The sequence below is a fragment of the Streptomyces sp. NPDC041784 genome, assembly GCF_055591025.1.
The window spans coordinates 395941-416822 of record NZ_JBVJAB010000001.1; the positions used below are offsets into that span (position 1 = coordinate 395941).

Here is a 20882-nt window from a genome sequence, read left to right on the forward strand (position 1 = left end):
GGGGCACATATCCCCACCCCTCGGGAAGGAACCGAACACACGCCCACCGCGTATTCATGAGCGGAGGGTCACTGCGATCTGATCAAGATCCAGCCAACCGGGTTCGCATTGTCACTCCCGCCAGCGATACTTGCGGCGAGACATGACCATGGGGGAGGTCAGAGACGTGGCAAACCCGCCAACGACCAGCACGGCACCACCGCCGACGCCCGCGGTGGTGCCCGCACCCGCGCCACCGCGCCGTACGGCCTTCGCCGAGGGCGTGGACAAGGCGCGCGCCGCCGCGACCACGGAACCAGGCCGCCTCCGCATCATCGGCGCCCTCCTCGCCCTCCTCGTGGTCGCGTTCGGCGCGGTCACCGCCTGGCAGACGGCCGACCGCGAGGCCGCCGCCGACGACGTGCTGCACAAGAGCCAGCCCCTGAGCACGGCCGCCGCGGACATCTACCGTTCCCTCGCGGACGCCAACACCGCGGCCTCCAGCGGCTTCCTGGCGGGGGGCCAGGAGACCGCGGAGTCCCGGCGACGCTACGAGGAGGACATCGACGAGGCCGCCGCCAAGCTCATCACCGCGGCCAACAACGCCGACCCCGGTTCCCCCTCCGCCGCCGCGATCACGAAGCTGAACAAGCTGCTGCCCGAGTACAAGGGCCTGGTCGAGCGCGCGCGGACGTACAACCGGCAGGGCTTCCCGGTCGGCGGCGCCTATCTGCGGTACGCCAACCAGAAGATGCAGGACGAGATGCTCCCGGCCGCGGAGGACCTCTACAAGAAGGAGAACCAGCGCCTGGAGGACGACTACGCGGACGCCACGCCCTACCCGTGGGCGGCGATCGCGCTGGGTGTCCTCGCGCTGGCCGGCCTGGCCTGGGCCCAGCACCGCAACTACCGGCGTACGAACCGGGTCCTGAACCACGGCCTGGTCGCGGCCACGGCGACCGCCACCGTCGTCCTGCTCTGGCTGGTGATCGGCCACAGCGTGGCCCGCGCCGGGCTGAACGACTCCTACGACCACGGCGTCCGCTCGCTGAACGTGCTGCACGACGCCCGGATCGCCTCCCTCAAGGCGCGCGGCAACGAGAACCTCACGCTGGTGGCGCGCGGCGCCGAGACGACGAAGGTGACGGCCGACGGCAAGGAGCTGACGGTCGACAAGTACGACCACGAGTTCACCTCCGACATGGCCACCCTCGGCAAGGGCCTCGCGCAGGCGGCGAAGCTCGCCGACGACAAGGCGGGCGAGCAGCCGGTCACCTCGGCCGAGGGCAACATGGCCGAGTGGAAGAAGCGGCACACGGCGGCCCGCGCGCAGGACGACAACGGCAACTACGAGCAGGCGCTGGACCTGGTGATCGGCGGCAAGGGCGCGACGGGCGAGTGCTTCGACAGTGTCGAGACGAACCTGGAGAACGCGCTCGCCCACGAGCAGACCGAGTTCCGGCAGGCGGCCGGGGACGGTCTGGACGCGATGACCGGGCTGTCGATCGGCGCGGCCGTCCTCGCCGTCCTGGGCGCGGCGGGCGCGGTCCTCGGCATCGGCCGCAGGCTGTCGGAGTACCGGTGAGAGGGGGCGTGACGATGCGTGCACGACGTGTGCGGGCCGGTCTGAAGGGCTGGGGCGGCGTAGGGGCGATGGCGGTCATCTGCGCCCTCGCGCTGGCCTTCGTGATGCTGCTGCCGCTGACCCAGTCCCACGGGGAGGGCCCGGCGGGCCTGGGCGGCCCGGGGGTCGCCGAGGGCACCCGGGCGGCCGACGCCTCCTGTGAGGCCCCGGAGAAGCAGACGCTGTCGCCGTCCGGCGCGGACGGCCCGACGATCGCCGCGATCAAGGCCCGGCAGGGCGAGAAGCGCAAGCTGGTCGTCGGCGTGGACCAGAACAGCTACCGCTGGGGCTACCGCGACCCCAACAACACCACGGCGGAGCTGGAGGGCTTCGACATCGACCTGGTCCACCGGATAGCCCAGGACATCCTCGGCGACCCGGACGCGGTCCAGTTCAAGGCCATCCCGACCAACCAGCGCATCCCGGCCATCCAGGAGGGCCGGGTCGACATGGTCGTCCGCACGATGACGATCACCTGCGCCCGGCTGGCCGATGTCTCGTTCTCCGCGCCCTACTTCAAGACGGGCCAGCAGCTCCTCGCCCCCAAGTCCTCGACGATCAAGGGGTACGACGACACGCTGGCGGGCAAGAAGGTCTGCACGGCGGCCAGTTCGACGGCCAACGCCCAGCTGACCGAGGACCGGGACGCGGGCCGGATCCCGAAGAGCGTGGACCTCGGCACCGTCGTGCCCAACCAGCTGGACTGTCTGGTCCGGCTTCAGCTCGGCGAGGTCGACGGGGTCGTCACCGACGGCGCGCTCGCGGCGAGCCAGGCCGCCCAGGACCCCACGGTGGAGCTCAAGGGCGACCCGTTCACGACCGAGTACTACGGCGTGGCGATGAACAAGGACGCCGACGACCTGGTACGCCGGGTCAACCGGATCCTGGTGGAGTACCGGGCGAGCGGCTGGCAGGCGTCGTACGACACATGGCTGTCGGCGACACTGGGAAGCGACGCGGCGACGTCGCAACCGCCCACGCCCGCGCAGTACCTGCGCAAGAGCTGACGGAGCGCCGGCAGGAAGCGAACGAACGACCACACAGCGACGAGAGGTGATCGATGGGCGTCACGGGACCCCCCGGGCCGGTGATGGACCGGGACGAGGTCGACCGTGCGCTGGCGCGGCTCGGCGCGGAGCACGAGGCGATCGAGACCTCGCTCCTCGCCCTCCAGGACCACGCGGGCCGCCGACTCCTCGAAGGCGCCGAACTGACCGGTGTCACCAGAGAGCGCTGGGCGGGCGCGGAGGCGTCGATCACCCTGCTGTGGGCGTACTTCGACGCGTACACGGACGCGCTGCGCTCCGCGCGGGACATCCGTTCGCGGCGCCGCTGGTCCAGCCGTGAGGATCTGGTGGAGCTGACGGAGCTGCTGCGCGGCGAGTCGGTGACGGTCGCCGGGTCGGCGCTGGCGAGCGCGCCGACGATGCACGGCACCGGCAAGCTCAGCGAGAGCTTCTCGCTCACCTCCCTCGTCGACCGGATGAACGACCTGTACGCCTCGTCGCTGGACATGGTCGTCGCCGCCGACGCGGTGTGGTCGGCGCTGCCCGCACGGATCGATTTACTGGCCGCGGAACTCCAGCGCACCCACCGGCTGGCGCACTCGGTGGGGGTGCGCCCGGGCGAGCACCCGGCGGGTGACGACCTGGAGCGCATCACGCGCACGCTGACGCGCCTGCGCGAGCAGGTGGTGTCCGACCCGCTGGGGTACTGGGTGCCCACGCAGGGCAGCTCGGCGCCGGGCGGCGGCCGTCCGGACACCACCGTGTACGACCGTGAGGCACGCGCGCTGGAGGACGTACGACGGGAGATCGACGCTGTTCTGACGGTCCGTCAGGACGCGGAGCAGCGGCTGGTGAAGCTGCGGGACATCCTCAGCCGCGCGGACCGTACGCTCGCCGAGGCGCGCACCGCGCGCGGCGAGGTGCTGGCGAAGATCGCCGCGACGGAGGTGCCGGTGGTCAGCGGTCCGCCGACCGTGCTCCAGGAGCAGCTGGCGACGGCCGCCGAGTACCGCAGACACGCCCAGTGGCACCGGCTGTCCCCGCTCCTGGAGTCCCTGGAGGAGAAGGCCGAGGACGAACTGCTGCGCGCCCGCGAGTCGTTGACGGCGGTCACCGCGCCGCTGGCGGTCCGCGCGGAGCTGCGCGGCCGGCTCGACGCGTACAAGGCGAAGGTCGCCCGGCACGGCCTCGCCGAGGACCCGTTCCTCATCGAGCGTTACGACGCGGCGCGTCGCATGCTGTGGAGCGCGCCCTGCGATCTACGCGTCGCCGAACAGGCCGTCCTGCGCTACCAGCGGGCGGCCGCCGAACTGCTGACCGCCCCGCGCGCGGCGGAACAGGGCGGACCTCAGGACCACAGGGGGGAGCGGTAGCCATGAGTCAGGCAGGACAGTCGTGTCAGCGACCGGGCTGCGAGGGATCGTACGAGGACGTGGGCGGCGGCGAGCTGTACTGCGACACCTGCGGTCTGGCGCCGGTCGTCTCCGCTGGGGGTCCCCCCTCTGGAGGAGGGCTGGTCGGTTCGCCCGCCACCGGCATGACCGGCGGCGGCAAGGGCTCGGCGGGCAGCGGCAGCTCCCGCTCGGCCCGCAGCGCCCGCAGCTCCCGTACGTCGTCGCATTCGTCGAAGTCGCGCCGCTCGGTGTCGGGCCGGCTCTCGCGCTCCCTGTCGGGGAAGTCGACGGGCCGTTCGGTGTCGGTGCGCAGCTCCGGTTCGACGGCCGGCTCCTCCGGGCGGGCCCGGCTCGGCGTCGGCCTGGTCTCGGTGCCGCAGGTGCCGAAGCCCGACCCCCGCGAGATGGTCCTGGAGAACCCGGAGGTGCCCGAGCGCAAGCGGTTCTGCTCGCGCTCCGACTGCGGTGCCCCGGTGGGCCGTTCGCGCGGCAAGCAGCCGGGGCGCACGGAGGGCTTCTGCACCAAGTGCGGCCACCCGTACTCCTTCGTCCCGAAGCTGAAGGCCGGGGACGTCGTGCACGGGCAGTACGAGGTCGTGGGCTGCCTGGCGCACGGCGGCCTGGGCTGGGTCTACCTGGCGGTGGACCGGGCGGTCTCCGACCGCTGGGTGGTCCTCAAGGGCCTGCTGGACACCGGCGACCAGGACGCGATGGCCGCCGCGATCTCCGAGCGGCGCTTCCTCGCCGAGATCGAGCACGCCAACATCGTGCGGATCTACAACTTCGTCGAGCACCTCGACCAGCGGACCGGCTCGCTCGACGGCTACATCGTCATGGAGTACGTCGGCGGCAAGTCCCTCAAGGAGATCGCCAACGCGCGCCGCACGTCCGACGGCAAGCGGGACCCGCTGCCCGTGGAGCAGGCCTGCGCGTACGGCATCGAGGCCCTGGAGGCGCTCGGTCATCTGCACAGCCGCAACCTGCTGTACTGCGACTTCAAGGTCGACAACGCGATCCAGACCGAGGACCAGCTCAAGCTGATCGACATGGGCGCGGTGCGCAGGATGGACGACGACGAGTCGGCCATCTACGGCACGGTCGGCTACCAGGCGCCGGAGGTGGCCGACGTCGGCCCGTCGGTGGCGAGCGACCTCTACACGGTCGGCCGGACGCTGGCCGTCCTGACCTTCGACTTCCAGGGCTACACGACGGTCTTCGCCGACTCGCTGCCCGACCCGGACAACATCGAGGTCTTCCGCCGGTACGAGTCCTTCTACCGGCTGCTGGTACGCGCCACCGACCCCGACCCGGCCCGCCGGTTCGCCTCCGCGCAGGAGATGGCGGAGCAGCTGACGGGTGTGCTGCGGGAGGTCGTCTCGCTGCAGAGCGGGCGGGCCCGGCCCGCGCTGTCGACGCTGTTCGGCCCCGAGGTGAAGGTCACGGACACGGAGCTGTTCCCGAGACTGGACGCGGAGGTGTCACGGCTCGGGGCGCGGGTCGTCGCGCCCCGCCGCGCCAACGGGAGTTCGGCCCCGGCGGCTCCCGCGCCCGCCGTGACGGCGGGCCTGGTGCGGACCGTGCCCGCGCCGGCCGCCGCCCTCGCGCTGCCGGTCCCGCACGTCGACCCGTCCGACCCCAACGCCGGCTTCCTCGCCGGTCTGCTGGCCTCCGCGCCGGCCGAGCTGATCACGGCGCTCACGGCCGCGCCGGCGCCGTCCGTGGAGACCCGGCTGCGGCAGGTCCGCGCCCTGCTGGAGAACGGCGACCAGCAGGCCGCCCAGCTGTCCCTGGGGGCGCTGGAGGACGAGCGGGCCGACGACTGGCGGGTCGTCTGGTACCGGGGCGTGGCCTCGTTGGCCACCGGCGACCACGAGGGTGCCGCGCTCGCCTTCGACGCGATCTACGACGCCTTCCCGGGCGAGCCCGCGCCCAAGCTGGCGCTCGGTCTGTGCGCCGAGGTGCTGGGCCAGTTGGACAACGCGGCCGAGTACTACCGGCTTGTGTGGTCGACCGACCCGAGCTATGTCAGCGCGGCCTTCGGGCTGGCGCGCGTGCAGCTGGCGGCCGGGGACCGGCGGGGGGCGGTGAAGACGCTGGAGTCGGTGCCGGAGTCCTCCATCCACTACACCGCGGCCCGGGTGGCGGCGGTCCGCGCCCGGCTGCGGCAGCGGACCGCGGTCGCCTCCGACGTACCCTTCCTGGAGGACCTCACCGCCGGCGCCGCGCAGGTCGAGGCGCTGGACGCGTACGGTCTCGACCCGACGCGCCGCGAGCAGTTGTCCGCGGAGGTGCTCGGGTGCGCGCTGGACTGGATACTCTCCGGTGGCCAGGGCGCGGGTCCCGGGGCCCGTCGGGTGCTGCTCGGCAGCGAACTGGACGAGCGGGGGCTCCGCTTCGGCCTGGAGCGCTCGTACCGCACGCTCGCCCGGCTGGCGAGTGGCGGTGAGGAGAGGATCGACCTGGTGGAACGTGCCAATCGTTACCGCCCCCGGACGTGGGTGTAGTTGATGTCGCAGATCCCCCGGCAGGCAGCGCTGCCGACGTGTCCGAGCTGCGCGGAGCCGCTCGATGCGGGTGACCGTTTCTGCGGAGCGTGCGGATACGACCTGTCGGTCGTACCGCCCCACCCGGACGACCATCCCACCCTCACGATGAACGGCTCGGCGCCACCGGTTCCCGCGGAGACGGCGGCCTGGTCGACGGCGGCGCCCGCGCAGCCGGTGCCGCCGTCCGGCGGGGCTCCGTCGGTGGCGGGCCCGAGCGGTGCCCTCCCGCACCCTTCGGGCGCGCCCGTGCCCCCGCACTCCGGTGTTCCCGTCGTCTCCCCCGACACCCCCGACATCCCCGCCACCGGTGTCCGGTTCGACCGGCCCGCGGAGCCCGAGGAGTATCCGTTGCAGGCTCCGGATCCGCGGGTGGCCGCCGAGGCCGCCGTGGTGGCCGAGCCCGCCAAGGTGTGTGTGGCCTGCCGCGCCGGGCGGGTCGACGACGACGGGTACTGCGAGAACTGCGGGCACGCCCAGCCCCGCGAACGCGACCACATGGAGCTGGAGTCGGGCCCGCTGGCCGCCGTCAGCGACCGCGGGCTGCGCCATCACCGCAACGAGGACTCCTTCGGCCTCGGCACCACCGCGCTGCCCGACGGCTCGCCCGCGCTCGTCGCGATCGTCTGCGACGGCGTGTCCTCGGCGACCCGCCCCGACGACGCCTCCATGGCCGCGTCGAGGGCGGCGAGCGAGTCGCTGCTGGCGGCCCTGCCGCACGGCACCCACCCGCAGGCGGCCATGCACGAGGCGATCGTCGCCGCCTCGCACGCGGTCAACGCGCTGGCCGACGAGCCGGCCACCGCCCGCGAGCACGCCCCGCACCAGAACGCCCCGGCCTGCACCCTCGTCGGCGCGGTCGTCACCGCCGGTCTGCTGGTCGTCGGCTGGGTCGGCGACAGCCGCGCCTACTGGGTCCCGGCGGACCGCAGTTCACCCCCGGCCCGGCTCACCGAGGACGACTCCTGGGCCGCCCAGATGGTCGCCGCGGGCCTGATGAACGAGGCCGAGGCGTACGCCGACGAGCGCGCCCACGCGATCACCGGCTGGCTCGGCGCGGACGCCTACGAACTGGAGCCGCACACCGCTTCCTTCAAGCCGGACCGGCCCGGTGTCGTCGTGGTGTGCACCGACGGCCTGTGGAACTACGCTGAGGCGGCCGACGAGATGGCCGACGTGGTCCCTCTCGACGCCGCAGTCCGTCCGCTGCACGGCGCCCGCGTGCTCGTCGGGCACGCCCTGGACGGTGGGGGCCACGACAACGTAACAGTGGCCGTCGTGCCGTTCCCCGCGCCGCCGCAGGGGGCAGGATCCGCCTGAGGCCGCACAAAAGCCGTACCTGAACACAGCTCACGGGGAAGCCTCGACGGACCGGAGGGGACCGGTCCGTCCACAGTCTTCGCCTCGCTTCAACGAGGCGCACGAGGGGGATTTGAGTACGTATGGCCAATTTCTCGAAGTCGAACGTGCCGCAGTTCTCGGTGGACGTCTACCAGAACGAGTACCTGCCGGAGGGCGGCCGCGAGGTCAACGCGATCGTCACGGTGACCGCCACCGGCGGCGGCACCGTGGGCACGGCGGTCGCCGCGCCGCACCTCTACGCGCCGGGCGAGAGCCCGTCCGCCGCCGTGGCGATCATGGTGGACTGCTCCGGCTCGATGGACTACCCGCCGACCAAGATGCGCAACGCCCGGGACGCCACGGCCGCCGCCGTCGACACCCTGCGCGACGGTGTGCACTTCGCGGTGATCGGCGGCACGCACGTGGCCAAGGAGGTCTACCCGGGCGGCGGGCGGCTCGCGGTCGCCGACGCCACCACGCGCGAGCAGGCCAAGCAGGCCCTGCGCCGGCTGAGCGCGGGCGGCGGCACGGCGATCGGCACCTGGCTGCGGCTGGCCGAGCGGCTGCTGTCCTCGGCCGATGTCGCGATCCGGCACGGCATCCTGCTCACCGACGGCCGCAACGAGCACGAGTCGCCGCAGGACCTCAAGGCCGCCCTCGACGCGAGCGCGGGCCGGTTCACCTGTGACGCCCGTGGTGTGGGCACCGACTGGGAAGTGAAAGAAGTCACAGGCATCGCCTCCGCGCTGCTCGGCACCGCCGACATCGTCGCCGACCCGTCCGGCCTCGCCGCCGACTTCACGCAGATGATGGAGACGGCGATGGGCAAGGAGGTCGCGGACGTCGCGCTGCGGCTGTGGACCCCGGTCGGCACCACCATCAAGTTCGTCAAGCAGGTCGCCCCGACGGTCGAGGAGCTGACCGACCGCCGCACGGAGGCGGGCCCGCGCGCGGGCGACTACCCCACGGGTTCCTGGGGCGACGAGTCCCGCGACTACCACGTCTGCGTCGAGGTCCCGGCCGCGAACATCGGCCAGGAGATGCTCGCCGCGCGCGTCTCGCTGGTCGTGCCGCAGCCCGAAGGCACCGTGCAGGCCCTGGGGTCCCCGGGCCTGGTCAAGGCCGTGTGGACCGACGACATGGCCGCCTCGACCTCGATCAACCCGCAGGTCGCGCACTACACGGGACAGGCCGAACTGGCACAGGTCATCCAGCAGGGGCTGGATCTCCGCAAAGCGGGCGATATGGACGGAGCAACGGCCAAACTGGGCAGGGCGGTTCAGCTCGCGAGCGTCTCGGGGAACGCGGATACTGCGAAACTGCTTGCGAAGGTGGTGGACGTGGTCGATGCCCCGACAGGTACTGTGCGACTGAAGGCGAAGGTCGCGGACGCCGACGAGATGACGCTCGAGACCCGGTCCACAAAGACTGTTCGTGTAAAGAAGTGACCTGAGCGACCCATTTGGGACACCGAAGGAAAGGGGGACGCGCCGACATGCCGACCTGCCCGAACGGACACCAGTCGGGTTCCGACGACTGGTGCGAGGTCTGCGGTCACCGCATGGCCGGTGCCGTACCTCCGCCCCCGCCGCCCGGCGGCTACGGTTTCCCGCCCCCGCAGGGCACCCAGCCCGGGGGCCGGCCCCTCTCCTCCGTGCCGGACCGCGAGCCCGAGCTGTGCCCGCAGTGCCGTACGCCCCGTGAGGGCGGTGCGCCGTTCTGCGAGGAGTGCCGGTGGAACTTCCTCACCAACACGGCGACCTCGTACACACCGGCCGCCCCGCGCCCGCCGGCCGGCGGCCCGGGTGCGGGCGCGGGCCCCGATCCGCGGTTCCAGGCGCCGCCCCCGTCCTTCGGCGGCAGCGACTCCTTCGACTACCAGAGTTCACGTCCGTCCCAGGTGAACCGCCCCGCCGAGCCGATCCCGCCGGGCCCGCCGTTCGGCGGCGACCCGTCGTCCCGACCGGGCGGCCCGCCGCCGTTCGGACGCGAGGCGTCGGGTCCGGGCGGTCCCGGCGGTCCCGGTGGCCCCGGTGGTCCCGGTGGTCCGGGGGCGTTCGGCCGTGACCCGTCGGGTCCGGGCGGTCCTGGCGCTACGGCCGGTGGTCCCGGAAGTCCGGGCGCTTTCGGGCGTGAGCCCTCCGGTCAGGGCGGTCCCGGTGCCTTCGGGCGCGACCCGTCGGGCCGCGGCGGCACCTCCGGTGGCCCCAACGCCTTCGGTCACGACCCCTCCGCTCCTCCCGGCCCGCCCACCGGCCCCGGCGCCTTCGGACAGCCGCCGTCGGGCCCATCGTCCGACCCCTTCCGACGTGACCCCTCGGGACCGGGCGGTCCCGGTGGGCCTGGCGGCCCCGGTGGTCCCGGCGTCTTCGGTGGCGACCCCTCGCGGCCGGTTCCGCCGCCGCCCGGTCCGGGCGCGACGGGCCCCGGCGGCCCCGGCCGTCCCGGTGGTGGCCCTGGTGGCCCCGGTGGTCCGGGCGCCCCGCAGGCGTTCCAGCCCTCCGGTCCCACCGCCCCGCCCGGCTTCCCGCAGGAGACGGGTCGGCCGCCGCAGTCCGGCGGTCCGTCCTTCGGCGGCGGTGACGACGACTGGGTGCTCTCCCCGCCGTCCCACCAGGCCCCCGGCGGCCCCGGTGGTCCCGGCGGCCCGGGCTCGCCCCAGGGCGGTGGCTACGGCTACCCGCAGCCCGGCGGCCGGCAGGCGCCGCCGCCCGGCCCGGCGTACCCGCAGCAGCCGGCGACCTGGACGGCGACGATCGGTCCCGACCGCGCGTACTTCATGGCGATGATGCACCGCTCGGGCCCGGAGGCCGCGGGGCTCAACCTGCCCGCGTACTCGCCCGAGCAGCAGCGCACGCTCACCGGCAACCAGGTCACCATCGGCCGTCGCCGCCACTCCACCGGCGAGACCCCCGACATCGACCTGTCGGTGCCGCCGGAGGACCCGGGCGTCTCGCACCAGCACGCGGTGCTGGTCCAGCAGCCGGACGGCACCTGGGCGGTCGTCGACCAGAACTCGACGAACGGCACGACGGTCAACGGCGGTGAGGAACCGATCCAGCCGTTCGTCCCGGTACCGCTCCAGGACGGCGACCGGGTGCACGTGGGCGCCTGGACGACGATCACCGTCCGCCGCGGATAGGGATCCGGGGACCCCGGACAGGGGCTCGGGACACAGACCCCGGTCAGGAGGCCGGCAGGGGCCAGGAGTACGGCCCCTCCGGCTCGTCCAGCCACGCCCACACGGCCCCGGCACCGACCGTGATGCCGTACCGCTCCCGGCCCGGCCTGCCCTCGCGCTCCCACAGGGCGTACGCCTCCTGGGGGTCGAGGGTGCCCCGGGTGAGCGCCAGCAGGAAGCGGAACAGGTCACTCTCCCTGGCCCGCCGCGGCACCCCGCCGCACGCGGCGGGCTCGGAGTCGGGCCGGCTCTCGCCGCGCAGGGGCACGAAGTAGGCGGGGGTGTGCAGGAACGTGCCCTCGGCGTTCCCGGCGTCCCGTACCGTCAGCGCGATCAGTCCGGTGGCCATGGGCGCCAGGATCAGCGCTCCGGGGCGGCACTGGGCGACCCACGCGCGCGGGATCGACGCCAGCGTGCAGGTCGCGATGATCCGGTCGAACGGCGCCCGCTCCGGCACCCCGCGCGCCCCGTCCCCCGTGACGACGGCCGGGTGGAACCCGGCGGCGGCGAGGTGCCTGCGCGCCGACTCCGTGATCTCCGGGTCCAGGTCGACGGTGGTGACGCAGGAGTCGCCGAGCCGGTACGACAGCAGCGCCGCGTTGTAGCCCGTGCCGGCGCCGATCTCCAGGACCCGGTCGCCGTCCTCGACGCGCAGCGCGGCCAGCATCAGCGCCATCAGGGAGGGCTGGCTGCTGGAGGAGAGCAGTTCGCCGTCGCGCAGCCGGGTGGCCAGAGGGGTGTCCTCGTAGGCGCCGCGCAGCCACCGTTCCCGCGCGCGCGGGTCGGGGCTCTCGCCCCAGCGCCGCTCATGGCCGCCGACGCCGCCGACGTAGTAGTACGGCACGAAGAGGTGGCGCGGGACGGCCATGAAGGCCTCCCGCCAGCGGGGGTCGGGGGCGAAGGCCCCGCTCGCCTCGATCTCGCGCACCAGCGCCGCACGCTCCGAGACGGCGAGAGCCGCGAGGTCCGGGAGATCCGCGAAGTCCGGGAGATCTGCGAGGCCCTTGTCGTCGCGGCCGGGATGGTGGGCGCTCATGTCTCCACTGTGCGGCGCCGGGCCCCGGGAAGCGAGCACCCCGCCCTGCCCAGTGTGCCGGTACTGGTGGTCCTAAGCCTGGAGACCTCCGTCTTCGCGTCTGAGACCATGGGGAGGTGAAAGAGATTCGGCGCGGCACGCTTCAGGAGCAGACCTTCTACGAGCAGGTCGGCGGGGAGGAGACCTTCCGCCGGCTGGTGCACCGTTTCTACCAGGGAGTCGCCGAGGACCCGATCCTCAAGCCCATGTACCCGGAGGAGGACCTGGGCCCGGCCGAGGAGCGTCTCGCGCTGTTCCTCATGCAGTACTGGGGCGGTCCCACGACGTACAGCGACAACCGCGGCCACCCGCGCCTGCGGATGCGGCACGCCCCGTTCGTGGTCGACCGGGCCGCGCACGACGCCTGGCTGAGGCACATGCGGGACGCGGTCGACGAGCTGGGTCTGTCCGAGGAGCACGAGACGACGCTGTGGAACTACCTGACGTACGCGGCGGCGTCGATGGTGAACACCCCGGAGTGATCCCCCGGGCCGGACGCAGCAGACTCAGCGGACGCGGCGGACTCAGCGGACGCTGAGGGCCGGCATCCCGAGGCCCGTCCCGGTACGCCGTACGACGATCGACCCGTACGGCGTGCGCAGCCGCAGCCACGCGCCCGACGAGAGCAGTGCCAGCTCCTCGGCGGCCGTCGCCGCCCGCAGGAACCCCAGGGACTGGGCGGCGTGGACGGCCCGTACGGGCAGCCCGGTGTCCCCGACGGTCCGGGACCAGATCTCCCGCCCGATCCGGTCGAGTGCGGCCCTCGTACGGCCCTCGGGCGCCAACTCCTCGGTACGGCGCCGGAATTCACCGACGGCCGCGCCGACCATCACCCGCAGCGCGTCCGGCGCGGGCAGTCCCGGCTCGGCCCGCCAGCCGCCGCGGGGCGGCAGCACTCCGGCCCAGGGCGGCCCGGTGACCGCCGCCGGGACGGCTGCCGTGGCCGCGGACTCGTCCACGCTCTCCAGCAGCTCTCCGGCGGACACGGTCGCGTCCAGCGTGACGTCGAGCCCGTCCTCGTACGGCTTGGCGAGCCGGACGGCGCGGACCGCGAGCACCTCGAAGGAGGGCGGCCGGCCGAAGACGGCGAGGGCGGTGCCGGCCGCCTGCACCCGGACCGCGGCTCCACGGTCGTAGTGGAGCAGCCGGGAGAGGAAGGCCGCGAGATCCGCCGCCTCCCCCTCGTCGGCGAGGTGGAGCACCGTCATGCGGCGACGGCCTCCTCCACGTCGTCCTGGTACTCCTCGAGGAACTCGCGTTCCTCCGCGGTGATCCGGCGCGGCCGTTGCGTCGCGAAGTCGAACGGCACGATGACGGTGGAGGCCCGGACGTACACGACGTCCCCGTCCTTCACCTCGTAGGAGATGGTGAAGGACGCGGCCCTTATCTGCGTGACCCACAGCTCGATGTCGACCGGCTTGTGCCGGTGGACGAGCTGCCGCTTGTAGTCGATCTCGTGGCGCGCCACCACGGACCCCTGCTTGAAGTCCTTCTCCGGGCGGAACAGGAAGTCGATACGGGCTTCCTCCAGGTAGCGGAGGAACACCACGTTGTTGACGTGGCCGTACGCGTCCATGTCCGCCCAGCGCAGCGGGCAGTGGTAGATGTGCCGCAAGATCGATCAGCCCCGGGTCAGCTTCTTGTAGGTGGCGCGGTGCGGACGCGCGGCGTCCGCGCCCAGCCGCTCGATCTTGTTCTTCTCGTACGACTCGAAGTTGCCCTCGAACCAGAACCACTTGGAGTCACCCTCGTAGGCGAGGATGTGCGTGGCGACCCGGTCGAGGAACCACCGGTCGTGGGAGACGACGACGGCGCAGCCGGGGAACTCGAGCAGCGCGTTCTCCAGGCTGGAGAGGGTCTCGACGTCGAGGTCGTTGGTCGGCTCGTCGAGGAGCAGCAGGTTGCCGCCCTGCTTGAGGGTGAGCGCGAGGTTGAGGCGGTTGCGCTCACCACCGGAGAGCACACCGGCCGGCTTCTGCTGGTCGGGGCCCTTGAAGCCGAAGGCGGAGACGTACGCGCGGCTCGGCATCTCGACCTGGCCCACGTTGATGTAGTCCAGCTCGTCGGAGACGACGGCCCACAGCGTCTTCTTCGGGTCGATGTTCTCGCGGCTCTGGTCGACGTACGAGATCTTGACGGTCTCGCCGACCTTGATGGCGCCGGAGTCCGGGGTCTCCAGACCCTGGATCATCTTGAAGAGGGTCGTCTTGCCGGCGCCGTTCGGGCCGATGACGCCGACGATGCCGTTACGCGGCAGGGTGAAGCTCAGGTCGTCGATGAGGACCTTGTCCCCGAAGGCCTTGGAGAGGTTGTTGACCTCGACGACGATCGAGCCCAGGCGCGGGCCCGGCGGGATCTGGATCTCCTCGAAGTCCAGCTTCCGCATCTTGTCGGCCTCGGCGGCCATCTCCTCGTACCGGGCGAGACGGGCCTTGGACTTGGCCTGGCGTCCCTTGGCGTTGGAGCGGACCCACTCGAGCTCTTCCTTGAGCCGCTTCTGCCGCTTGGCGTCCTTGGCACCCTCGACCTTGAGACGGGTCGCCTTGGTGTCGAGGTAGGTGGAGTAGTTGCCCTCGTAGGGGTGGGCCCGGCCGCGGTCGAGCTCCAGGATCCACTCGGCCACGTTGTCGAGGAAGTACCGGTCGTGGGTGACCGCGACAACGGTGCCGGGGTACTTGGCGAGGTGCTGCTCCAGCCACTGCACGGACTCGGCGTCCAGGTGGTTGGTGGGCTCGTCGAGCAGCAGCAGGTCGGGGGCCTCCAGCAGCAGCTTGCACAGCGCCACGCGGCGGCGCTCACCACCGGAGAGGTTGGTGACCGGCCAGTCGCCGGGCGGGCAGCCCAGGGCGTCCATGGCCTGCTCCAGCTGGGTGTCCAGGTCCCACGCGTTGGCGTGGTCGAGGTCCTCCTGGAGCTTGCCCATCTCGTCGAGCAGGGCGTCCGAGTAGTCGGTGGCCATCAGCTCGGCGACCTCGTTGAAGCGCTTGAGCTTGCCCATGACCTCGGCGGCGCCGTCCTGGACGTTCTCCAGGACCGTCTTGGCCTCGTCGAGCGGCGGCTCCTGAAGCAGCATGCCGACGCTGTAGCCGGGCGACAGGAAGGCGTCACCGTTGGAGGGCTGCTCGAGCCCCGCCATGATCTTCAGAACGGTGGACTTACCGGCACCGTTCGGCCCGACCACACCGATCTTCGCGCCGGGCAGGAAGCTCAGCGTTACGTCGTCAAGGATCACCTTGTCGCCGTGTGCCTTGCGCGTCTTGCGCATGGTGTAGATGTACTCAGCCAAGAGAAACCGTCCGGCAGCTTGAAATCTGGCAGTGGGCAGTACATCCCATCTTGCCTGAGGTCCACCCCTTGGTGTTAACCCGTTCGGTCGGGGAGCTGTGAGCTGGGGGTTCGCGGTCGACGGCCGGGGCTCGTCCGTCACTGTCGGTGGTCGCGTGCGGGTGACCACGGATCGCCGTCGACGCGTCGCCGCTGGGCTAGGGCCGGCGCCGGGACGCCGCGTCCAGCGTGGTCGTGCTGGTCTGCCACATGTTGTCGGCGATGTTGACCGTGTGTCCGGGGGGCACGATCTCGTCGATGCGGTCGAGCAGGTCGTCGGGGAGGTCGACGCCGTCGGCAGCCAGGTAGGAGTCGAGGTGCTCCATGGTGCGCGGGCCGACGATCGCGGAGGTGACCGCCGGGTGGCGGGTGACGAAGGCGACGGCCATCTGTACGAGGCTCAGGCCGGCCTCGTCGGCGAGCGCCCCGAGGGCGTCGGCGGCGTCGAGCTTGGCCGCGTTCGCCGGGGACGTGACGTCGAAGGCGCCGGGGAAACGGTCCCGGCGGGCCGCCGAGCCCGGGCCGGCGACCTCCCGGCCCTTGCGGTACCGGCCGGTCAGCCAGCCGCTGGCCAGCGGGCTGTAGGTCAGTACGCCCATGCCGTGACGGCGGCAGGCCGGCAGCACGTCGTACTCGACCGCGCGGACCAGCAGGGAGTACTGCGGCTGCTCGGTACGGAAGCGTTCACGGCCGCGGCGTTCGGCGGTCCACTGCGCCTCGACGATCTCGGAGCCGGAGACCGTCGACGCCCCGAACATACGGATCTTCCCGGCGTGGACCAGATCGGACAGGACGCCCAGGGTCTCGTCGATGTCGACGGACGCGTCGAGCCGGTGGATCTGGTAGAGGTCGATCCAGTCGGTGCCCAGCCGGCGCAGCGAGCCCTCGACCGCCCGGGTGATCCACCGTCGCGAGGCCCCGCGCCGGTTGGGGTCGTCGCCGAACGGCAGGCCGCCCTTCGTGGCGAGGACCACGTCGTCGCGCCGGCCGCCGACGAGCGCCTTGCCCACGATCTCCTCCGACTCCCCGCCGGAGTAGACGTCGGCGGTGTCGACGAAGTTGATCCCGGCGTCCAGGGCCCGATGGATGACCTTGATCGAGTCGTCGTGGTCAGGGTTGCCGAACGAGCCGAACATCATCGCGCCGAGGCACAACTGGCTGACGGAGACGCCCGTGCGCCCCAGAGGTCGGTAGTCCATGGAGGCTCCTCGAGTCACCGCGAACGCGTCGCGGCAGGTGAGTAGAATCAGGGCCGCGGAAGAAGCGGACACCCTGTCCGGTTAACCGTAACGGAAAGCCTATCCACTTAGGAAGTCATGACCCCGGACCCACCGCCGTCACCGTCGAGGCGCGCCGACGCCGAGCGCAACCGCGGCAAGATCCTCGCGGCCGCCCGCGCCGCCTTCGCCGAACCCGGCGCTCAGGTGTCGATGGCCGAGATCGCGCGCCGCGCCGGGGTCGGCATGGCGACGCTGTACCGCAACTTCCCCGGCCGCCGAGAACTGCTGGAGGCCCTCTACGTCGACGAGGTCGACGCCGTCTGCGAGGCCGCGGCGGCCGCCCACGGCGAGACACCGGGCGCGGCGCTCATGACCTGGCTGCACCGGTTCTTCGACTTCTTCACCAGCAAGCACGACATCGCCTCCGCGCTGCTGACGGACTCCGACCGCGATGCCCCCGTCTTCAGCGACAACCGCGCCCGGGTACTGGCCGCCGCCCGGCCGCTGCTCGTCGCCGCCCAGGAGGCGCGCGAGGTCCGCGACGACCTCACCCTCGAACAGATCTGCGACATGGTCACCTCCATCGCCGCGATCCACGGCGACCGGGACTATGTCGAGCCGATCCTCCGTGCCGCGCTCGACGGCCTGCGCCCGACGGCGGGGAACCGCCCAGGAGCCCCCTGAAGCCCCCTGAAGCCCCCGGCCAGGACCTATCGGTCCGGTCGGACCTACAGGTCCGGTCCCCCGGGCCCTACAGGTGTCGCCCACCCGGGCCCCCACCGAGCCGCCCGGCGACACGGCCCTCGGCCCCTCGGCCGCGGGCGGCAACCCGCCGGTGAGGGGCCTGTCCGCCGCGTCCGGCGGTGGGCGTGCGCCGGCCTCAGGCGCGGTAGCCCAGGACCGTCATCATCCCGGACTCCGAGTGGTACTGGTTGTGGCAGTGCAGCATCCACAGACCCGGGTTGTCGGCGTTGAAGTCGACCACGAGCTTGCGGTGCGGCAGGACCAGCGCGGTGTCCTTGCGCGCTCCGGCCGAGTCGATGCCGGCGAGGGCGAAGGTGTGGCCGTGCAGGTGCATCGGGTGCCACATGTCGGTGCCGTTGACGAGGGTGAGACGGACCCGCTCCCCCTCGCGGACCGGGTGCCGGCGGTCCATGGAGTACGGCTGGCGGTCGAAGCTCCAGTCGAACCGCTTCATACTGCCGGTCAGCCGGAGCCGCAGCTCACGGTCCGGAGCCCGGTCGCAGAGGGCCACGGAGTCGTCCGGCACGAGCCGCCTCGCCGGTACGACCCGGCCGTCCAGCTCCTGCGGGTGCACCCCGGCTCCGGGGCGCCGTCCGCCGCCGGTGCGCAGGACCGCCAGCGCCTTCGCCTTCTTGCCCTCGGCGAGCGCGACCAGCGGGAACACCCCGTCCTTCGCGGTGACCAGCACGTCGTAGCGCTCGGCCATGCCCAGCAGCAGCGCGTCCGTGCGGGCGTGCCGCACGGGGTAGCCGTCGGTGTGGGTCACCGTCATCTGGTGGCCGCCGAGCGCCACCCGGAACGCGGTGTCGCCCCCGGCGTTGATGATCCGCAGCCGGATCCGGTCCCCGGGGCGGGCCCGGAAAACCGAGGGCGCCTCCGGCACCCGGCCGTTGACCAGGTAGTACGGGTAGTCGACATGGCCGCCGGGGCTGCGCAGCATGCGGCTGCGCGCGCCGTGCAGGACACGGGAGGGGCCGGCCGACCTCCGTCCGCCCGGCTCGTGCGCACCGCCGCCGGACATGTCGTGCCCCTCGCCCATGTCCACCGCCCCTCTGCCGTGGGTCAGCTGTGCGAGCACGCCGTCGGGGGTGGAGCCGTCCACGCCGTCGACCCAGTCGTCCAGGACGACGACCCACTCCTTGTCGTAGGAGAGCGGCTCCCTGGGGTCCTCGACGATCAGCGGGGCGTACAGGCCGCGGTCGAGCTGCATGCCCGAGTGGGAGTGCACCCAGTGCGTGCCCGGGTGCGAGACCGCGAAGCGGTAGGTGAAGTCCGCGCCGGGCCTGATGGAGGGCTGGGTCAGGCCGGGGACGCCGTCCATGTCGCAGCGCAGCCGGATGCCGTGCGAGTGCAGCGTGGTGGCTTGCGGCAGGTGGTTGGCGAGCCTGACCTGGAGGATGTCGCCCTTCGTGATGCGGATCTCCCGGCCCAGCATGCCGTCGTACGCCCATGATCTGACGGTCGGTCCGCCCAGGTCGAGGGATGCCTCGGTGGCGGTCAGGGTGAACTTGCGCAGCGGGCCGGACCCACGCTCCCGCTCGGCGGCCTCGACCTCGGGGCCGGACGGGGTCACGTACCCCCCGGACCCGTGGGGCGCACGGCCACCGTCACGGCCGCCACCGCGGCCGCCGTCGTGGCCACCGTCATGGCCGCCGCCGCGGTCGGCGGGCCCCGCCTCGGCGTCGGGGCCGGGCCGGGGCTGCGAACCGGACAGCGTCCGGGAGCCGGACCCGGAGGGCGAACCGGACGCCGTGAGGGCGCCGGACCCGGAGGGCGAGCCGGAACCGGCGCAGGAGGCCAGGGCCCCCGCGCCCACGGCCGCGATCGAGGCACCGAGCACGGTGCGCCGCGTATGTGTGTGCATGCCTTAAATAAGACATGTCATATCGCCACATTCGGAGCATCCAAGGCGGCGCGTCTCGTGAATCGCGCGCGCCGGCGCCCGCCGGGGCACGCGGCGGGGTCAGTCCCGGCCCGCGTGTTCCTTGCGGCCCACCAGCACCAGCGCCGCCCCACCGATCATCACCAGGCCGATGGCGGTGCCCGCGATGATCGGGGTCGCGCTGGAGCCGCCGGTCTCGGCGAGGTTGGTGTCGCTGGGCGAGGTGCCGCCCACGGTGGCCGGGCTCGGTTCGCTGAGGGTCTGGGTGGTCAGGTCCCTGGTCTCGGCGGCCTGGGTCCGGCAGTCGAGGACGCCGGTGAAGCGGTACTCGGCGCCCTGCGGGCCGGTGATCGTGAAGTCGTAGGCCTGATCCTCCTGGAGCGGGATCGTCACCGTCTGCGCGTCGGCCGCCGGGATCGTGTACTCGGTGCCCATCAGCTCGAAGACGAAGGCCTCGTCGCCCTCGTTGACGGCGGTGATGTCCACGCCCTGCTCGGCGCAGTTCTTCGCCGCGGACAGGGCCGGTACGGCACCCTGCTTCGCCCAGCCGGCGCTCGCCGTCGCCGACACGGTCGACTCGCTGGAGCCGGCCAGGATCTGCGTCTGGCTGCGGCTCTCGGAGGTGAACGCCCGGCCGACGGGGACGGTGGTCGACGCCTGCACGGTCAGCTCCGCGGTCCCGGCCTCGGCGTCCTCGGGCACGTCGAAGAAGAGCTGGGTGCCGTCCTTCGCGGTGGTGATCGCCGCGCCGTCCTGGTCGACGATCCGCACGCCGCCGGCGGAGCCCAGGGCGTCCATCGGCGGGGTGACCGTCACCGTGTTCGCGTCGGTGCGCACCGTCACCGGGCCGAGCAGCTCGCCGGGGTGGCCGGAGACGGCGGGCGGGTCGAGGGTCAGGGACGCCTCGGGCTCCGCCGTGTCACGGGCGGCCTTCTGGAGGTAGTCCGCGAGCTGTTCGGCCTGCGGGTCGACGGCGTCGACGTCCGCGCCGTCCGAGTGGCGCCAGATGGCCACCTGGGTGCCGGCCGCCGCGTCCTGCTCGGTGAGGGCACCGGCGATACCGGCCTTCCGTGCGAGCGAGGCGAGGTCGTTGACCTGCGGGTAGGAGTTCTGGAGGATCCAACGGATGCGGCCCGCGTCCTTGTTGGCGCCGAGCGAGGTGCCGCTCCAGGGCGTCTCGTGGTACTTGGCATCCTTCTGCGTCGGGTTGTAGAGATCGACGCAGTAGGTCTGGAGGGTGCCGCCGCCCTCGACGGACATCTCGAACAGGCCCGCCGAGACCTCCTGGTCGCCGCTCTCCCCGTGGACCACGGCGGCGCCGTACGTCTCGAGGCCGCCTATGGTCGCGGTGGCTCCGCCCTGACCCTGCGTCGTCCCGTCGGCGACGGCCGTGCCCGCGGTGACGACCACGCCGGCGGCGGCGAGCCCGGACACCAGCGCCGCCACGGCGAGACGGACCGCGCCCCGTCGGCGCGCGAACGGCGTGGAGAACGAAGAAATCAACGCAATTCCCCTTCGAGCAGGACCCGTTGATGTGGGGGGAACGGTCCCACCAGCAGAATCAGAAG

16 protein-coding genes are annotated in these 20882 nt (G+C 72.5%); 9 read left to right on the forward strand and 7 right to left on the reverse strand.

Annotation, left to right across the window (positions count from 1 at the left end):
• Positions 1-148 precede the first annotated feature (148 nt).
• The 7 genes from ACZ6D7_RS01745 (at position 149) to ACZ6D7_RS01775 (ending at position 11030) form a co-directional block, all read left to right on the forward strand.
• Positions 149-1564, forward strand: a complete 1416-nt coding sequence (locus ACZ6D7_RS01745; RefSeq protein ID WP_469482261.1) for a hypothetical protein — start codon at positions 149-151, stop codon at positions 1562-1564.
• Between the two features lie 14 nt (positions 1565-1578).
• Positions 1579-2610, forward strand: coding sequence for a glutamate ABC transporter substrate-binding protein (locus ACZ6D7_RS01750; RefSeq protein WP_469482263.1), 1032 nt, complete (start codon positions 1579-1581; stop codon positions 2608-2610).
• 53 nt (positions 2611-2663) lie between these two features.
• Complete coding sequence (locus ACZ6D7_RS01755; protein ID WP_469482265.1) at positions 2664-3983, forward strand: hypothetical protein; 1320 nt, start codon at positions 2664-2666, stop codon at positions 3981-3983.
• Between the two features lie 2 nt (positions 3984-3985).
• A complete protein-coding gene (locus tag ACZ6D7_RS01760) occupies positions 3986-6508 on the forward strand; it encodes a serine/threonine-protein kinase (protein WP_469482267.1) in 2523 nt (840 codons plus the stop codon).
• Positions 6509-7867 (forward strand): PP2C family serine/threonine-protein phosphatase, encoded by a 1359-nt coding sequence (locus tag ACZ6D7_RS01765; RefSeq protein WP_469482269.1) that lies wholly within the window; start codon positions 6509-6511, stop codon positions 7865-7867.
• Positions 7868-7989: 122 nt separating this feature from the next.
• Entirely contained in the window at positions 7990-9336 is a 1347-nt protein-coding gene (locus ACZ6D7_RS01770) for a vWA domain-containing protein (RefSeq protein WP_469482271.1), read from the forward strand.
• A gap of 47 nt (positions 9337-9383) precedes the next feature.
• On the forward strand, positions 9384-11030 hold the full coding sequence (locus tag ACZ6D7_RS01775) for an FHA domain-containing protein (RefSeq protein ID WP_469482273.1): 1647 nt from the start codon (positions 9384-9386) through the stop codon (positions 11028-11030).
• A gap of 43 nt (positions 11031-11073) precedes the next feature.
• Here the strand turns inward: ACZ6D7_RS01775 and ACZ6D7_RS01780 are convergent, their stop codons facing one another.
• Entirely contained in the window at positions 11074-12105 is a 1032-nt protein-coding gene (locus ACZ6D7_RS01780; protein WP_469482275.1) for a methyltransferase domain-containing protein, read from the reverse strand.
• Between the two features lie 116 nt (positions 12106-12221).
• Between ACZ6D7_RS01780 and ACZ6D7_RS01785 the strand changes: the two genes are divergently transcribed.
• Positions 12222-12626 (forward strand): globin, encoded by a 405-nt coding sequence (locus tag ACZ6D7_RS01785; protein WP_469482277.1) that lies wholly within the window; start codon positions 12222-12224, stop codon positions 12624-12626.
• A 42-nt stretch (positions 12627-12668) separates the two neighbouring features.
• On the opposite strand, the gene ACZ6D7_RS01790 is transcribed toward ACZ6D7_RS01785, so the two are convergent.
• The 4 genes from ACZ6D7_RS01790 to ACZ6D7_RS01805 form a co-directional block, all read right to left on the reverse strand.
• Positions 12669-13352 carry a DUF8185 domain-containing protein gene (locus ACZ6D7_RS01790; protein ID WP_469482279.1) on the reverse strand — a complete coding sequence of 228 codons (684 nt, stop codon included), beginning with the start codon at positions 13350-13352 and terminating at the stop codon, positions 12669-12671.
• A complete protein-coding gene (locus ACZ6D7_RS01795) occupies positions 13349-13759 on the reverse strand; it encodes an acyl-CoA thioesterase (protein ID WP_469482283.1) in 411 nt (136 codons plus the stop codon). Before ACZ6D7_RS01795 ends, ACZ6D7_RS01790 begins: the two co-directional genes overlap by 4 nt.
• A 6-nt stretch (positions 13760-13765) precedes the next feature.
• Positions 13766-15430: an energy-dependent translational throttle protein EttA gene (gene ettA / locus ACZ6D7_RS01800; protein WP_469482285.1), complete on the reverse strand. Its 1665-nt coding sequence runs from the start codon at positions 15428-15430 to the stop codon at positions 13766-13768.
• A gap of 196 nt (positions 15431-15626) precedes the next feature.
• Positions 15627-16667: an aldo/keto reductase gene (locus ACZ6D7_RS01805; protein ID WP_469482287.1), complete on the reverse strand. Its 1041-nt coding sequence runs from the start codon at positions 16665-16667 to the stop codon at positions 15627-15629.
• 117 nt (positions 16668-16784) lie between these two features.
• On the opposite strand from ACZ6D7_RS01805, the gene ACZ6D7_RS01810 reads away from it, so the two are divergent.
• Entirely contained in the window at positions 16785-17372 is a 588-nt protein-coding gene (locus tag ACZ6D7_RS01810) for a TetR/AcrR family transcriptional regulator (protein ID WP_469482289.1), read from the forward strand.
• 196 nt (positions 17373-17568) lie between these two features.
• On the opposite strand, the gene ACZ6D7_RS01815 is transcribed toward ACZ6D7_RS01810, so the two are convergent.
• Together ACZ6D7_RS01815 and ACZ6D7_RS01820 are read right to left on the reverse strand one after the other, a co-directional pair.
• Positions 17569-19296, reverse strand: a complete 1728-nt coding sequence (locus tag ACZ6D7_RS01815) for a multicopper oxidase family protein (RefSeq protein WP_469482291.1) — start codon at positions 19294-19296, stop codon at positions 17569-17571.
• 99 nt (positions 19297-19395) lie between these two features.
• Positions 19396-20817: a TQXA domain-containing protein gene (locus ACZ6D7_RS01820; RefSeq protein ID WP_469482293.1), complete on the reverse strand. Its 1422-nt coding sequence runs from the start codon at positions 20815-20817 to the stop codon at positions 19396-19398.
• Between the last annotated feature and the right edge of the window lie 65 nt (positions 20818-20882).

What these genes read in the sequence shown, in the direction of transcription:
- ACZ6D7_RS01745 (WP_469482261.1), top strand. Translation starts at nt 149, where the DNA reads ATGGGGGAGGTCAGAGACGTGGCAAACCCGCCAACGACCAGCACGGCA.
- ACZ6D7_RS01750 (WP_469482263.1), top strand. Translation starts at nt 1,579, where the DNA reads ATGCGTGCACGACGTGTGCGGGCCGGTCTGAAGGGCTGGGGCGGCGTA.
- ACZ6D7_RS01755 (WP_469482265.1), top strand. Translation starts at nt 2,664, where the DNA reads ATGGGCGTCACGGGACCCCCCGGGCCGGTGATGGACCGGGACGAGGTC.
- ACZ6D7_RS01760 (WP_469482267.1), top strand. Translation starts at nt 3,986, where the DNA reads ATGAGTCAGGCAGGACAGTCGTGTCAGCGACCGGGCTGCGAGGGATCG.
- ACZ6D7_RS01770 (WP_469482271.1), top strand. Translation starts at nt 7,990, where the DNA reads ATGGCCAATTTCTCGAAGTCGAACGTGCCGCAGTTCTCGGTGGACGTC.
- ACZ6D7_RS01775 (WP_469482273.1), top strand. Translation starts at nt 9,384, where the DNA reads ATGCCGACCTGCCCGAACGGACACCAGTCGGGTTCCGACGACTGGTGC.
- ACZ6D7_RS01780 (WP_469482275.1), bottom strand. Translation starts at nt 12,105, where the DNA reads ATGAGCGCCCACCATCCCGGCCGCGACGACAAGGGCCTCGCAGATCTC.
- ACZ6D7_RS01790 (WP_469482279.1), bottom strand. Translation starts at nt 13,352, where the DNA reads ATGACGGTGCTCCACCTCGCCGACGAGGGGGAGGCGGCGGATCTCGCG.
- ACZ6D7_RS01805 (WP_469482287.1), bottom strand. Translation starts at nt 16,667, where the DNA reads ATGGACTACCGACCTCTGGGGCGCACGGGCGTCTCCGTCAGCCAGTTG.
- ACZ6D7_RS01810 (WP_469482289.1), top strand. Translation starts at nt 16,785, where the DNA reads ATGACCCCGGACCCACCGCCGTCACCGTCGAGGCGCGCCGACGCCGAG.
- ACZ6D7_RS01815 (WP_469482291.1), bottom strand. Translation starts at nt 19,296, where the DNA reads ATGCACACACATACGCGGCGCACCGTGCTCGGTGCCTCGATCGCGGCC.